11 protein-coding genes and 1 tRNA gene are annotated in these 15,063 nt (G+C 55.9%); 6 read left to right on the top strand and 6 right to left on the bottom strand.

From position 1 onward, the window contains the following. Positions 1 to 142 precede the first annotated feature (142 nt). Positions 143 to 1,114, top strand: a complete 972-nt coding sequence (locus Pan181_RS11895) for a hypothetical protein (protein WP_145247042.1) — start codon at positions 143 to 145, stop codon at positions 1,112 to 1,114. A 574-nt stretch (positions 1,115 to 1,688) separates the two neighbouring features. Then, positions 1,689 to 2,906 carry a glutamate-cysteine ligase family protein gene (locus tag Pan181_RS11890; protein WP_145247041.1) on the top strand — a complete coding sequence of 406 codons (1,218 nt, stop codon included), beginning with the start codon at positions 1,689 to 1,691 and terminating at the stop codon, positions 2,904 to 2,906. Between the two features lie 7 nt (positions 2,907 to 2,913). On the opposite strand, the gene Pan181_RS11885 is transcribed toward Pan181_RS11890, so the two are convergent. The 4 genes from Pan181_RS11885 to Pan181_RS11870 form a co-directional block, all read right to left on the bottom strand. Next, entirely contained in the window at positions 2,914 to 6,771 is a 3,858-nt protein-coding gene (locus Pan181_RS11885) for a hydantoinase B/oxoprolinase family protein (RefSeq protein WP_145247040.1), read from the bottom strand. Between the two features lie 337 nt (positions 6,772 to 7,108). Then, positions 7,109 to 7,321, bottom strand: a complete 213-nt coding sequence (locus Pan181_RS11880; RefSeq protein WP_231943821.1) for a hypothetical protein — start codon at positions 7,319 to 7,321, stop codon at positions 7,109 to 7,111. Positions 7,322 to 7,613: 292 nt separating this feature from the next. After that, positions 7,614 to 8,354 carry a hypothetical protein gene (locus Pan181_RS11875; RefSeq protein WP_145247038.1) on the bottom strand — a complete coding sequence of 247 codons (741 nt, stop codon included), beginning with the start codon at positions 8,352 to 8,354 and terminating at the stop codon, positions 7,614 to 7,616. Between the two features lie 156 nt (positions 8,355 to 8,510). Further along, positions 8,511 to 9,191, bottom strand: coding sequence for a PEP-CTERM sorting domain-containing protein (locus tag Pan181_RS11870; protein WP_145247037.1), 681 nt, complete (start codon positions 9,189 to 9,191; stop codon positions 8,511 to 8,513). Between the two features lie 1,247 nt (positions 9,192 to 10,438). Here Pan181_RS11870 and Pan181_RS11865 point away from each other — a divergent pair. Next, positions 10,439 to 10,873, top strand: coding sequence for a transcription termination/antitermination NusG family protein (locus tag Pan181_RS11865; RefSeq protein ID WP_145247036.1), 435 nt, complete (start codon positions 10,439 to 10,441; stop codon positions 10,871 to 10,873). Here Pan181_RS11865 and Pan181_RS11860 read toward each other — a convergent pair whose 3' ends face one another. Beyond that, positions 10,874 to 11,815 carry an IS5 family transposase gene (locus Pan181_RS11860; protein ID WP_145244898.1) on the bottom strand — a complete coding sequence of 314 codons (942 nt, stop codon included), beginning with the start codon at positions 11,813 to 11,815 and terminating at the stop codon, positions 10,874 to 10,876. 569 nt (positions 11,816 to 12,384) lie between these two features. Then, positions 12,385 to 12,458: transfer RNA gene (locus tag Pan181_RS11855), tRNA-Asp, on the bottom strand. A gap of 357 nt (positions 12,459 to 12,815) precedes the next feature. On the opposite strand from Pan181_RS11855, the gene Pan181_RS26110 reads away from it, so the two are divergent. From Pan181_RS26110 to Pan181_RS11845, 3 genes are all read left to right on the top strand, one after another. After that, the gene (locus tag Pan181_RS26110; protein WP_197529193.1) at positions 12,816 to 12,977 is read left to right on the top strand and encodes a hypothetical protein; all 162 of its coding nucleotides are present in this window, start codon (positions 12,816 to 12,818) and stop codon (positions 12,975 to 12,977) included. Positions 12,978 to 13,034: 57 nt separating this feature from the next. Continuing rightward, the gene (locus tag Pan181_RS11850; RefSeq protein ID WP_145247035.1) at positions 13,035 to 13,913 is read left to right on the top strand and encodes a GGDEF domain-containing protein; all 879 of its coding nucleotides are present in this window, start codon (positions 13,035 to 13,037) and stop codon (positions 13,911 to 13,913) included. 160 nt (positions 13,914 to 14,073) lie between these two features. Beyond that, positions 14,074 to 14,826 carry a heme-binding protein gene (locus Pan181_RS11845; RefSeq protein WP_145247034.1) on the top strand — a complete coding sequence of 251 codons (753 nt, stop codon included), beginning with the start codon at positions 14,074 to 14,076 and terminating at the stop codon, positions 14,824 to 14,826. Positions 14,827 to 15,063 lie beyond the last annotated feature (237 nt).

Below are 15,063 nucleotides of genomic sequence, written 5' to 3'. Positions count from 1 at the left end.
TTGCAAGCATAAAATGGCCGTTTTTGCCCACGCTCAGTCTGATATTCCACGACGACTTGCCCCCCACAGCGCGATGGTAAACGGTAGAATGAATTCCTTCGCAGATTCTGCGCTCGACGCAGGGGACAGGCACGAGGGTACGATGAATGGACTTTGCGTAAGCTTGGCGTTGCTGCTGATAGGTGTTTGCGCCGGGTGCCAGAAAGCAACCACCATCCCAGAGAGAGAACCTGCTCCGCTGGATGCACCACAACCATCCGCCACGACCGCACTCGAATCGGAGGCGGGATCAGCTGCGGAAGCCTCCCTAGCTCCACAGGAATCGGAGGCTCCCGATGCCTGGATCGCATCGCTAGCGACGACTGAAGAACTGCTGAAGCACGTCGAAATAGGAATGCCGATTAATGATGTTCTGAATAGTGACCTGTTCGGGCCGAATCCTACAGGGATCCTTCCGTTCTCGGATCCACGCATGGTTTACGCCTTCTTTAAAGGCAAAGACCATTCGAATCGATTCATTGCTGAGCCGTTGGTGATTCTCTGTTGCCGGACGAATGAATTGCCAGAGACCATTCGCGCCAACTCCAAGCTCAACATCACCGCAGTTGCGCAAGAAAGCATCGATAAACACGGATCCCAGAAGCTAATCTATCTTTTGCCAGAGTCGGTAAAAGGACAAGCATGCACGATCCATCACGGGCATACAGCGAGAGAAGAGCCGCGCGAGCAACCGCCCACACCGCAGAGCATCTTCGAGCACCACGCCCCCAACACCCGCGGGCTGGCGGGCGAATGGCGATTCGTATTTGGTTCTGGTGCTACGATTGGTTTTCCTTTGATATCCTTTCTCGATCTCTTTGCCATTCGCGATTCGGAAGTGGTTCGCATCAAGTCGTATCGCGATCTCGAAGCGTTGGACGACTTGTCGGTAACTAGCCCCCAAGGAGGCTTGGCATACGTCCGCCTTCTGACCTCCGGCGAGACTTACAGCTGCTTTGACTCTCCGCTGGCGGTAGAAGTAAATGATCCCCCGGCAGAGCCGGGGGCTTTCAAGTGTACGCCCGGAGGGCGTGCTCATTTGTTTAATAAGTGGAAGTACGGCGTAGCCACCTGATTGTGACCACGTCCAGAGGACGTGGTTTTCCTTCAGAATAAATCAAGATCAAGCAAAGGCAACCGTTTCTGGAGATCATTTCGAAATCACCAGGCACCTGGTGTATGGCGTCGATGACATCCGTGCGAAGTACCCGTGCTACGAAGTCACGGAGCGGGTCTCGCGAGAGGAGACGTACGAGTTTGTAGAAAGGCGCTATCAGCGGATGGTTGATGCCGACCAAGTCCCATTGGCTGAGTTCTACTAACGAAACGGCCAAACAATTCGGTGTCTTCCGTTTTTCTGCAACTTCAGCCTGGTGGTCACGATTCGACCAGCCGTGGATACCTCCAGGCGTACGAATTGGTTTCTTGGGAACCGATCTGTCGCTGACCACTTTTGCGAGGGGAGCGTTCTCCCGCATCATCCACCATCGCAAAAACTCTATTTTCTAGCGGTTTTTGTACGGCCGGGGCGATCTCTGCCGTTTTCCTTCCCTGCTGGCATCGATTTTGCTCTTAGTCCTTGCATCCCGAGGAGGGAGGTTAAAGAGACACCCTTTAACAAGTAGTAGGAAAGGCGAGTGGACGGATTGATGAAACTCTCAGAACAAATCAGCAGCTACATTCACGAAGGAATTACCAGTCAGGCGAAGTCGCGGATTGGTATCGAAATTGAAACCATCTGCCTGACTCCCATCGACACCCGCCCTTCGTTTATCGGCGAAGGTTGCTCGATGCAGGAAGCCCTCATCCAGTTTGGCAAACGATTGGATGGAGAGTTGATCAAAGAAGCCGATCACGTGATCGGCGTCGAAAGTCAGTTAGGCAATCTGAGCCTTGAGCCTGGGTGCCAACTCGAGTGGTCGTCGCCCGCCGCGGCGAGTCTTCGCGAATTGCGACAATCCATGAAGCGGTGGTGGGCGATCCGCGACGAGGTACTCCCTCAGGTCGGTCTCCGCCCGACCCCCATGGCGCTCGACTTGCTTCGCGATTGCCAAGACACTTGGCCGCCGAAACAACGTTACCGCTGCATGCGTGACGACTATCAGGCGATCGGGGAGCGTGGGCTCATCCCAATGCAACAAACCGCCGGTATCCATCTATCGTTCGATTACCATTCGGAGTCGGACTGGCAGCACAAGTTTCGCGGTATCCTGAGTGCGATCCCCGCTTCGATCGCGTTGTTCTCGAACCGCCGCCCTGGCGTTCGCAACTTCCGGGCGAATCGTACGCTGTACTGGCATCGATTCGATGCGGTTCGCACTCAACTCCCCGCAGTCGCCTTCTCGGAAGAGTTTTCCATCGAGCATTACGCCGCGTGGGTGGCATCGATTCCCGATCTGTTTGAGACACTCGCTGACGACGAGGCTTCGGACACGGAGCACGCTGAACACCATCTTAGCCAGGTGTTTACTCCTGTTCGCAGCAAGAGAGTGCTCGAAGTGCGGGCGAACGATCGGGTCGCTGATCGCATGGTACCGATGGTCGCCGCTTATTGGACGGGACTCTTGTACGATGAAGATTCGCTGCAAACATTGACCGACCTGACCTACATGTGGAAACGCCCCAACGCTTGGCACGAAGCTTTCTTCGATGCGGCGATAAATGGCATGAGCGCTTCGGCGAGTTCGATGCGACGCACGCTGCGTATACTCGACATCGCTCTCGAAGGTCTCTACCGGATTGATGATACCGATGCGACCGCGATCGATGATCTTCAGCGACTGCGCTGGAAGCTGCATGGCAAACCAGTGACAACGATTTCCATGGAGTCGGTCACCAGCAATAGCCCTAGTTGCTCGATGAACTAACTGGTTACTACGCAGAGTCGTCGGAAGCCGTTGCCGTGGGCACTCCGAATCCACCACCGCCTGGTGTCTCGATAGTGAGCACGTCGCCTGCGTTGGCAGTGAATTGCACAGAAGAATCAAGTTCTTCTGCTTGGTCGCTACCGGCTCGCAGCAAAAGGTTGCGGCCCGACCGACCCGGCTTGCCTCCCGCGACTCCGTAAGGCGAGGTCGTGCGACGCTGTGTGAGCAGCGAAACAGTGAGTGGTTCGAGAAACTCGATGCTCCGCACCATTCCGTCGCCGCCATGGTGATGGCCCACTCCCCCCGACCCGCGGCGTATCGTAAACCGTTGCAAACGGACTGGGTAGCGATCTTCGAGCACTTCGGGGTCGGTGAGCGAAGTGTTCGTCATGTGCGTATGCACCGCGCTGGCACCATGGAACTCCGGCCCGGCTCCAGAGCCACCGCCGATAGTCTCGTAATACCCAAACGCGTTCTCCCCTTCGCGGCCGAACAAGAAATTGTTCATCGTCCCCTGACTCGCTGCGACCACTCCCAAGGCTCCCAGCAGCACGTCGACGATGCGCTGCGATGTTTCCACATTGCCACCGACCACCGCTGCGCACTTACTGGCATCGTCGCTGGCTGGCGGATTGAGCAGGCAATCGTCGGGCACCACGATGTCGATCGGAGCCAGTACGCCGGCGTTGAGGGGGATGTCTTCTTCAATCAAGCAGCGGAAACTATAGAGCACCGCGCTAGCAACGATCGCCAGGTTGGCATTCAAGTTCGTTTCGAGTACCGGGCCGGTACCGGTGAAATCGACCGTGGCCGAACCACCGTCCGCACCATGCGTAACCGTGATGCTCACTTCGATCGGCGTTCCATCGTCGAGGCGATCGGCGAACGCATGCACCCCGGCCGGCACGTTCAACAACGCGGCCCGCATCTTGGCCTCGGCCACCCGCTGAATGTGCCCCATATAACTCTGTACGACCTCGAGCCCGTAGCGCTCGACGAGCGCGAGCAGTTGCCGCACCCCACTTTGGTTCGCAGCGGTCTGAGCGTGGATATCGGCTAGATTCTCGTCGATCGACCGCGAAGGGTAGGGGGCCTCGGCAAGGTGCTTTCGCAGCGATTGCTCGCCAGACGCTTGGTTCTCGACCAACCGGAACTGTCGGATCAACACCCCTTCTTCCGCGAGATTACGCGAGAACGGCGGCATCGATCCCGGAGTGATTCCACCAATCTCCGAATGATGCGCCCGACTAGCAGTGAAAAACAACACGCGCTGGGACTGGCCCTCGTCCGTGGAATCGAACACGGGAGTAACGACGGTAACATCCGGCAGATGGCTTCCCCCGCGGAAAGGATCGTTGGTGACGAACACGTCGCCCGGGCGCATCGCCGGCACGTCCTCCATCAGGCACTTCACGCACTCGCTCATCGCCCCCAAATGCACAGGAATGTGCGGGGCGTTGACCACCAAATCGCCATTTGCGTCGAAAATGGCACAACTGAAGTCGAGCCGCTCTTTGATGTTGGTCGACAGGGCGGTGTTCTGCAGCGTCACGCCCATCTGTTCGGCGATCGCGGCAAAGCGATTGTTAAACAACTCGAGGGCAATGGCGTCGACTTCCTGGCTTAACTCAGAATGCTCCGCCGCGCCGGTGAGATCGGTCAGCTGCAGGTCGTTTCGCTCGGTGACTCGGCACTCCCAGCCTGGTTCGATGACGACGGTACTGGTGGACTCGACCACAATCGCCGGCCCGCAGAAGACGTGCCCCGCCTGCAGATCGTCGCGCTGGTACACACTGGTGCAATGCCACTCGCCAGCGAAGTAGGTCTGGGTGTGATTCGACGCTACCGCGGTTTGCTCACTATGAATCTTCGTGACCGGCCAACTCGGCTTGGCAACTTTGCCGGTGACTTCGATGCGGGCGGCGTAGATCTCTATCGGGCGATCGAACAGGAATCCGAACAGCTGCTGGTGCATGCTTGCGAACTCCCGCGCGTAATCCCCGTCGGCAGGGCAGGGGATCGTGATCGTGGTGTCCTGCCCCGAGTAGCGAAGGTCGAGCATCCGCACCGCAGGCTCAATGTCGGCAGCGGCGACTCCTTCGTCGTACACTTGCTGCACGAGGTCTTGCTCCAACTCTTGGAACACGTCCTCAAGTTTTGCGAGTTGCAATTCGTCGTAGGGCTGACTCACATCGCGGGCGGCAAACTTTTTGACATCGGCCATGCCAATACCATATGCACTGAGGATGCCTGCGTAGGGATGCTGCAGCACTTTCTTGATGCCAAGCTCGCGGGCGATCGCACACGCATGCTGCGCGCCGGCTCCGCCGAAGCTCACCAGCACGTAGTCGCGGGTGTCGTATCCGCGGGCGATGGAGATTTTCTTGATGGCCGCTGCCATATTAGCATTGGCAATGTCGGTGAGCCCCGCGGCCAATGCCTCCGGTGAGTAGGTCTGGCCGGTCGCGGTTTGCACCTCGTCGATAAGCTGCTGCAGTCGCGATTCGACCGCGGAGCGATCGAGCGGAAAGGCAAAATACTCCGGCAGCACTTTGCCGAGGTAGACATTGAGATCGGTGACCGCCAGCGGACCACCGGCTCCGTAACAAGCAGGCCCCGGCGACGCGCCCGCGCTTTGCGGGCCGACCATGAGCTTCTGGCCATCGAACCAACAGATCGATCCGCCGCCGGCCGCGACAGTTTCGATCGCCAGCATCGGCGCTACGATGCGAACCCCGTCGCCCGACTCTGGATCGGTGACCTCCATCTCGAAACGGCGCTCGTATTGCCCATCGAAACGACTAACATCGGTACTTGTACCGCCCATGTCGAAGCCGATCGCTCCGGCAAAGCCCGCTTCGCTCGCCACGTGGGCGTAGCCGATCACGCCGCCGGCCGGACCGGAGAGGATGCTGTCTTTGCCGATGAACTGCTCGGCATCCACCAGCCCGCCCGCACTCGTCATCAACTTGAGAGCACCCGAAGCGAGCTTGCCATGGATCGCTCGCAGATAGTCGCGAATCACCGGCGTCAGGTAGGCGTCCACCACCGTAGTGTGGCCACGAGAGACCAGCTTTTGCAAATGGGTCACCCCGCGCGAGATGTGGTGGAATCCCAATTCACGGGCGATTCGCTCGATGGCCAGTTCGTGCTGCTCGTTGCGATAGCCATTCATCAAACAAATCGCAAGCGACTGGATACCTTGCGACTGGAGCTCGACGAGTTGCTGGCGGACTTGGGATTCGTCGAGCGGAGCCAGCACCTCGCCCTGGCTGCCGATGCGTTCCTCGACCTCTAGCACACTGCGATAGAGATCCGCATGGCGTCGGATGTTCAAGTCGAACAGCTTCGGACGAGTTTGATATCCGATGCGAAGCACATCGCCCAGCCCCGCAGTCGTGACAAACGCGGTTACCGCGCCTTGCCGCTCGAGCAGCGCGTTGGTGCCTTTGGTGGTTCCCAGGCGGATGGTGACCTGCTCAAGTTCGTCGTCGAGTCGCTTGCCTAGCAACCAACGCGTACCCGCGATGGGGGCTTCCTCCCCGGAGTGGAGTTCGTACCCCTGGCCGATTCGTGGTTCACCTTTCAGCGGAGCCGCGAGAGTCGACTCTCCCTTCTCCGCGTCGAACGACTCGACCTGCACCTGCTGGTCGCCGATCTTGAGAAGGTAGCCATCAAAGAAGCCAGGGGGATCTGCTTGCCGCTGCGGATCGATAATCACGCACGCGGTCGAGCCTTCGGCCACCGCCCCTTTATAGACGCCGGAACTCAAAAGCTTGTGCGTGCGGATTTCACCTGCAGGAGTTACCGCCAGGCAATCGGTAAAGGTACCCCCAACGTCAATCCAAACAGTCCACGGCTTCATCGATAGCATCCTTTAGCAGTCACGTCCGATGCGACCAAGGACGCTCGTTTCGAAACAGTCCGCGGCCCGCTCGTCAACTAGAGCCCGAACACCAACTCCCCCCACGATACGCGGGGCTTTGGCTAACGCTTCGATTGTAGCTAATCGAGAAACGACGCCCAAGCGAGCCTGGGGAACGCCATTTTATCGAGCCATAGAACGCAGCCGAGCAAGAAATCCTCTGTCGTGAAGCAATTCAGAACTTCCTACGGTTGTCGAAGCGCCCAGATAAACGGACGGAGAGTGCGAGGTTACAGACTCGCTGAAGGCACTTGTCCTGCGGTGAATGAGGCCATCTCTAACGGAGCTTCTCTTGCAAGTACTGCAGATTGAGTTCAGCTAGCTCGATATTCTGATCCGCCAGGTACTGGTTCAGCGATTGGATGTGGAGCTGGTACTCACGTTCCCTCTCGTGAGTGATTCTTGTACCAGAGAGCATGCCAACCGCAAAAAGGGAAATACCGCAGAGTATGCGTAACGCAGGCATATCTACGTAGACCAATAGAGCCACGATGGCGAGGCCGATCGTGAATAAGAGAGCATATGCAGTGAAGGGACGCATCTAGTCGGCCTCTAGCGTCGATGTATATATGATGCCTGCCCTAACGGAAGTTTAGAGCATTCTCGACGGCGGCGAACTAGAAAAATGAAGAATTAGCAGATAACAGGTATAAATAGTCGTTTATTTAGTGAGTATGCGTATTCTGTTGAACTTTCCAGCATTTAGTGGTGGTTGCCTTCCGTAGAGGCTTTCCTTAACTGTCTGACCAAGGACAGTCCCGAGTAAGTGGCAAATGATATGTTCACGCCATTTGAACACGCGTTTTCCGCTTGCTGTAAATCACCATTCCGGCCACTATTAAGCCCGTCCAAACGAAGACCGTCATCGGCTCGGGAACAACGAGAACCAGTTGGTCCTGATACTGCTGCGTACCATACTTGTTGGTCAAGTTCATGACTCTAACTTGCCCCAAGTACCCAGACGATTTGTCCCAAGAGGGATCTGCGTTGTAGTCCGTTAACCAACCGGGACCTAGAGAATTGTAAGGGTTAGTATAGGTACTTGCTAAACTGCTGGAACTGATTCCCAAAGCGTTCCGAATTGTAGTGTCGTCGTGCCCGATTTCGCGCCACAGAGCATACTGCAGTGCATTTGCGCTATTCCGAGCAGCAGTTCCGGAACCACTATAGTCAAACCCACTCAGCGAACCATTGCGAAACTCGGTGTAGAGCCAAGCCATGTAATTTGTGATCGTGTTCCCGCCATTCACCGTAGTGTCAGAGATGCCGGCTACATAGTAGATGGCTCCATTGGACACATGCTCAGTGATCTCCACGCAGAATGTTTCAAACGGAGAAAATGATTTACCTGCTGGTGAACCACCATCGGTGATCAGAAATCGCCCACCATGCGTACCCGGCAAATTGGCATTGAAATGGACCTTGCTGCCCATTTGAAGCGAAGCCAAGGCTGGTGTTGCAACCACTATCAGCAACACGCCGATCGCAGCTGAAATCGCCCTCATCAAAGCTGAAGTAACCATAAGAATATCCGCACTGTAGATGTTTTTCGTGGTGACTAGCGTTGTGCAATTACAAATCAACTAGCGTGTCGATTCATAAGTAGAAAGCAACCAAGAACCGTGACAGTTCTTCGCAGAACTGCCACGGCCTTGATGCTTATTACAATCGAGCCTTAACTAGGCTTGGCGACGCCGATAAACGGCGAAGCCAACCAACCCCAGGGCCGACCACACTACCATCGTAGCGGGCTCGGGTACGGTAAAGCTTGCGTCGAAGTTCGACGTCTGATTAGCAGCAGTGCTGTTAATCGTAGTGACAAGCGTCAACGAGTAGGCACCATTGGTAGCGACACTACCAGCACCTTCAGCATCGAAAATACCACTGCCACCGAGAGTCGAACCGATTTGAGTGGTTTTGACAAACTCACCATTTCCCAAATCAATGTAGGCATCGTAAGTGACTGCACCAGTGGTACTCTTGGCACTATTAATTGCCAAGTCAGCACCCATTGGATTCGAGCTTGGGCCGAAATCGGTATCCGTCATTTCGACGGTCAAGTCGCCATTCCCTGTACCACTGTACTTAGCCGATACAGTCATCGACATTACTGGAATAGCTGCCGATCCGTCGTAAGGCTTGGAGTAGGTCGAGGTTACAGTCAAAGTGTAATCACCAATCGCCCCAGAGTAGTTGATTACCCCAAGTGATCCAATCGTATCACCGGCAGCATTGTCGTAAATGGTGACAGTGGAGGCTCCGTTCGTCAGCTTCAAAGCGAACGAGGCATCTGCCGACGAAGCAGACACAACACCGATAGCAAGCGCTGCAACTGCAGCGCAAAGTAAACGAGAGTTCATCTCAAACTCCTAGAGAATTCATAAAACCAGTAATTTCAGTCAACACAATGTTAAACTCCGCTTTAGGCGGAGCACTGAAACCGTGGTGGTCTGAACAGGGAGTTTGGTGGTGGAATTGGCAAGCTCAAGCGTCCTTCGCCGCTGAGCCACGCCACCAAGGCAAAATCGATTTCGATCGACTGCTTGAGAGCGTTCGAGTCGCAAGCCATGCTGCCGCTCGAGCCAATTGAACTGGTCGAGGCAGTAGTTGAAGTGGTTGAAGCTTGGCCGCTCGCAGGAAGAAGTCCAAGCTCCTTAAGCTGGTAGCTTGGATCGTTCTCATTGGTTGGTCGCTCGGCATCCGATGTAGCCGAGCAGCCTTTGGAGCAATTCTCAGAGTTGATTGAGAAGTCAAAAACGTTGAGTTTTGGAACTACAATACTCGCCGATGCTGGGGTCGCCAGGAGGGTAAATCCTCCCAAAAACACCAGGAAAACGAGTGTCGTACTGTCCCAACGCCTGAACACAGAATCGCTCCAACTACAGAAGGAATAGTCCACCATCAAACGCTAGTTCTACCACCTCGTTCCAATATTGCAATAGAAATCCGGCCGGTTTTCCGCAAGAGACTTGACATAGCACAAGATAGTCTTTCGCCAATTTCTGCCATTCAATTAAGACAAACACACTTGTATTTCGCCTTTCTAGGCCAAGTCGCAACCGATTGCTATGCAAGTCAGAAGTACATGCGACCCTCCTGTGCTCGGTCGATCGCCTTCAAATGATATTGACCTTCAACTCACGTTCGTTTTTGGCTCGTCCCTCGCTATAGTTCAGTACCACTATGTGGCTACACCAGCGAATGCGACTACTAACGGAACATTACCTGTTTCTGTCACTTCTCATCGCCCACACTTGTTGTGGGTGATAAGTACGAGAGATTCGGCTGCTGGCCTGGTAGTGAGTACACTTACGAATAGCGCACACATCGACTGGGGTTTTCGTTCTACTAACCAATGAGCTACAAAACAGATAAGCATATCGCTTTTTTGTTAATTAGTGCTTGCTAGCGCCTACTCCATCTGATAACGTGATTTTGGCGTTCAGCTATCCGCAGTAACGCCGGTGTCCAGTAATTCCATGAAGACCACTCAGGTCGCACTGGAAGCTTCCGTACTAGCTCTTTGAGTACGAGAACCTTCCAACTAGGCGGAAGGACACCGAGAGGTAGCGTTGAGTCACAGCTTACTTATTCTCCGGGGGGAGATATGGTCGCACACGAGCTACAAGCGGGTGATGTGGAGGAGGCGCTTTCAGAGACGGATCGCGCCCAGCGGGAATACAGCGAGTTACGCACGACGAGAAATCCTTATCTCTATCCAGCAGGATTACTCGACAGCGAGTATCGTCGCGCGATTTTCCAAGAATACGCTCATGAAACATCAGCGGAAGATAGTCAGCGAACGTGGTGGTTATTGCACGCGAAACCTCGACAAGAGAAACGTCTTGCTGACGAATTGCGTCGACTTGATGTGCCTCATTATCTTCCGGCCACTAAGTCCAAAGCCATCACACGTGGCAAGCCTAGATACTCGTGGATGCCGCTTTTTTCAGGCTATCTGTTCCTTTGGAGCAACGAAGCACAGCGACTGTCCGCGTTACAAACCAATCGCATTGTTCACAGTTATCCAGGGCCTTGTTGACTAACTCCACTCGAACTGTGGAAGCCCGAGTTGGGTGAATTGATTGATGATTTTACAGCGCAAGCGGGCTTCCGTTTGTTGGTTTTCGAATACTCGGTTTTTGAGATGGCTCCCAAAGCTTTGTTTCACTCGGTACATGGTCGTTTCCGCCAAGCTTCTACGATGATAGCCCACTTCCTCTTTCCAACTCCTACGCCCCTTGCGTCGAATCTGACGAATTGCCTCGTCCCGGGGCAAAGGCTCCTCCGCAGAGTTGCCATGTTGTTTGATCTTGGCGTTGTGCTGCGGCGGAATCACCGGCTCAATGCCTTCGGATTCCAGCCCTTCATAAACCTTCCACTTGTCGTAACTACCGTCGCCGTGAAACTTTTTTACGGGCTGCTCCACCTGCTCCAGCATTTCGGGAACCGCATCGGCATCGTGGCAACTGTTCTCGGTCAAAATCTCCGCCACAATCTCGCGGGTGTCAGGATTCACCGACAAATGCAGCTTCCGCCATGTCCGCCGCTTCGACTTGCCATGCGTCCGCATCTTCCATTCGCCCTCGCCAAACACTTTCATGCCGGTGCTATCCACCACGATATCGATGTCGCCCCTCTTGTTAGCGATATCGAGCGAAACATTCAGCTTGCTGGCTCGCTTGGCGAGCGAAGAATAATTGGGAATCGCTGCCTCGACGCCCAACATCGCCACCAGCGAGCGGCCGAATCCCTCAGTCTGCCGATAGGGAAGTTTCAGCAGTTCGCGAATCGTCAGCAAGCACTCGATCGCCGTATCGCTGAAGACAAAAGGGCGACCGACTTTTGTCTGGTCGTTAGGATGTTCCCAGTTCTCCAACGCCTCGTCGCTAAACCAAATAGTGATGTTTCCACGCTCGATGAGCGACTTGTTATACTCCTTCCAGTTCGTGACTTTGTAGGTTCGTTTTTCTTTCGTAGCCATGTTCGATCTCCGTAAAAAAGGTACGTGGTTCCATTCCACGTTAGTTTTTACGGAGGTTTGTGACTAATTGTTCAACAAGGCCATTCAGAAATCATAAATCCCAAACTCCCCTGTCCCCTGAATCCTGCTTCCTGACTCCTCTCCAAAATAGTTACCCATGGGTGGGAATCTATTTTGGGCAACTATCGCGGAGGTGTTGATGCAACTCATTGTCTACCAACGACTTGCGATAAGTGCGCAGCGGGGAAATAGATTCCCACTCGATGCGTTATTGGGAATGGGAATCTATTCGTGCGCGAAAACCACTGGTTTTGTAGAGCGGGTGGAGATTCAATTTTCCCATCGTTGGGAACATTGGGAATCTATCGCTCGAGTGCGCTTGGCGAAGCTCGCGGAGTCGGTTCTGGCGGAGTCGCTGGTTGCGGCGAAGCTCGATGCCGGGGAGCGAGGAAGCTTCTCGATCCCCGTAGCGGCCCGGGGGCGGAGCGGCGGTCGGCTTTACGGAGAGGAGAGGTGCAGAAACGCAAACACCCCGCTTGAAGTCGTGCTTGCAAGCGGGGTGTCTAAAGCGACGCGGACGGGACTCGAACCCGCAACCACTGGATCGACAGTCCAGGACTCTAACCAATTGAGCTACCGCGCCAAGTTGTGTGGTTCCTCGACCGAAGCCGGGGAGCTGGCCGAGATAGTAATAGTATTACTCTCGACCGGAGCCCAGCATTTTAATCAGCCTTTCTTGGGATCGTCAACAGGACCCACCCGCCGGTTTTCCCGAGTTTTGGCATCTTTTTTCTCGAAAGTTGCCTGTAACGACGCATTCTCGGCCCTGGAGGTTCGCCGTGGGCTGGTCGGCCGCTGGGAGGGGTTCGAGCGGTTGTAGCGATTGCAGCCGGGAGGGCATGGGGGTTTTCGCCATAGCCAGCCCGGGCGGAGGACGGTCGCCTCGATCGCGACCTAAATTTGAGCGAAGAATCGTATACCTACCGCGAGAGCTATCCCCATGGAAATCATCACCGAAGCCCTAGGCACCTGGTGCAACTCCGCCGTGAGCGGCACCTGGCATTGGTTCAACACTCTCAATCGCGAAGAGTGGATGGTGGTACTGGCGGTTGGCTCCGCATTGGGCTTCCTCTGCATGCGTGGATTGCGGGCCGGAAGGTAGGCACCACCACCGAGTGGGTGCCAATCAAACAATAGGCGAACGGGAGATTCACCGACGATGTTAGTGTGGGATTGGTTAAACGGAGCCCTTATCGGCCTGCCGGCCACGGCCGGATTGGCGGCGGTGGCTTTGATTGGCTATGTATTTGGCCGTCGCAGTCGCCAGCTGCCCGAAGGCAATCTTGGCTCGGTAGGACCACGTGAACTGCATCGGGCGGCCCGTGTTGCCAAACAGATGGAAGACACCATCGAGCAAATTCGGCGGCAACTCGCCGAGCATCGCTCGTACGTCGACCGGTTCAAGAGCAAAGTGAACGAGGCTGCGGAGTTCGATCCTCGTGCTGCATTGCACATGCTGTCGGCCGAGTCGGAGCAGGTGATCCTGCCGACGTTGCGGCTCGCCTCTCGGTTGTCGCATGCTTACGACGAACTTCGTCAGCAGTCGCAAGTGCTCTCGAACTTCACCGAAGGGCGGACCGATCCGGTCACTGGTTTGGGCAACACCCCGGCGCTCGAAGAGCAGTTGGAGTTGGCCCTCGGCGATCACGAGCGGGGCAAAACGCCCGCTTCGATTGCATTGATCAGTGTCGAAGAGCCCGACGACATCGCTCCCGGCAGCGAGGAGCACCGGGAGTTCGTGAAGCGAATCGCAGCGGAAGTCGAACGCTGCGCCCGCGACCCCGACTACATTGCTCGCCTAGGCGGCGTGGAGTTTGCGGTGCTGTTGCCGAAGACGAACCTTTCGGGCGCGCGGATTTTTGGCTCCCGCCTGCGGAAGCAGATCTCGGAGAGTCGCGGTCTGCTAGCGGGTTGCGGCATTGCCGAGGCACTGCCGGCCGATACGCCGCAGAGCTGGTTGTCGCGAGCCGATTCGGCGCTCTACAGCGCCCGGCAACGGAGCCCAGTATCTGCACACCGGCGAGTCGCTGCAGGCTGACAATCAGCCGCTGAAGAAACCTGCTCCGCAGGACGAAGAGCTGGCCACGGCCGACGCGTAGATCGTTCGCACCGCGGGCGACTGCTCGCAGCTTGTCGTTTCTCAAGCAGTCGCAATAGTCCTGGTAGATGCCAAACTTCTTTCTATCGGGAGAGCGACCATGTGGGTACGTACTGCTGCGGTTTTGTTGCTAGGTGTCGTCACAAGCTTCTTGGCTAGAGCCGCCGAACCTGAGAAGGACGATCCACCAAAGGAAGGTCGCGTGATTGAGCGTCTCTCGGGCGACTCGGAGGTGGAAGCCGAGCCTCAGCCGGATGGCTCGACTTTCTACCGCAACGAGGTGCGTCGAGTGACGACTCCGCTGCCGGAAGGGTACCCGAGACCAACGCCGCCCGAGGTGGTTGAGGTGAAGAGCTATCCCGAAGTCCGCCGGGCGACGTTTGCCGGGCAAGGGCAAGGGCAGGGGCCCAACGGCATGAAGAACTCGGCTACCGGATTCTGGCCATTGTTTGGGCATATCAAGTCGCGCGGCATCGCGATGACCGCCCCGGTCGAAATCGAGTACGAGGGGCTCGAGCCAGGCGACGACCAGAAGATTGACGGCTGGAACATGGCGTTCCTGTACCGCAGCAAGCAAACCGGTCCGACTGAGTCGTACGCCAACATCACAGTGGAGGATGCCAAACCGGTAACGGTTGTCGCAACCGGCATCGCTGGTGACGCCACCCGCGAAGCGATCGACACCGCCTTGCAGCAGTTGCAGAAGTCGCTCGCCGAGTCGACCGATTGGCAGCCGGCCGGCGATCCCCGCGTGCTAGGCTACAACGGCCCCGATGTGCCCGCCGCCGAGCGCTGGAGCGAGGTGCAGTTGCCAGTAACCAAGAAGCCAGCAGCTGCGGAGCAAGACGAGTAGATCTACTTTTCGATGTTTGTTCCCAGCGTTCGAAAACCCGATCGTGAGAAAAACGGGGTACGATTGCTTTGCCTGGGAAGCCAGGTAAGTGCCTGAGTTTCGCGGAAATGCTGCCAATACAGCAGTGACACGCGGACGCTTCGGGAGGGTGCTGGGGGCATGAACAAGTAGGCCAGCTCGTTTGGTTTCTGGACATGCTTTCGTGCTTATCTTGTTCGTTAGATTTTATTGCGGACC

The organism is Aeoliella mucimassa, assembly GCF_007748035.1.
Lineage (GTDB): Bacteria > Planctomycetota > Planctomycetia > Pirellulales > Lacipirellulaceae > Aeoliella > Aeoliella mucimassa.
Note: the sequence above shows the minus strand (reverse complement) of the source record. Positions and strands in the feature narration are given on the sequence as shown.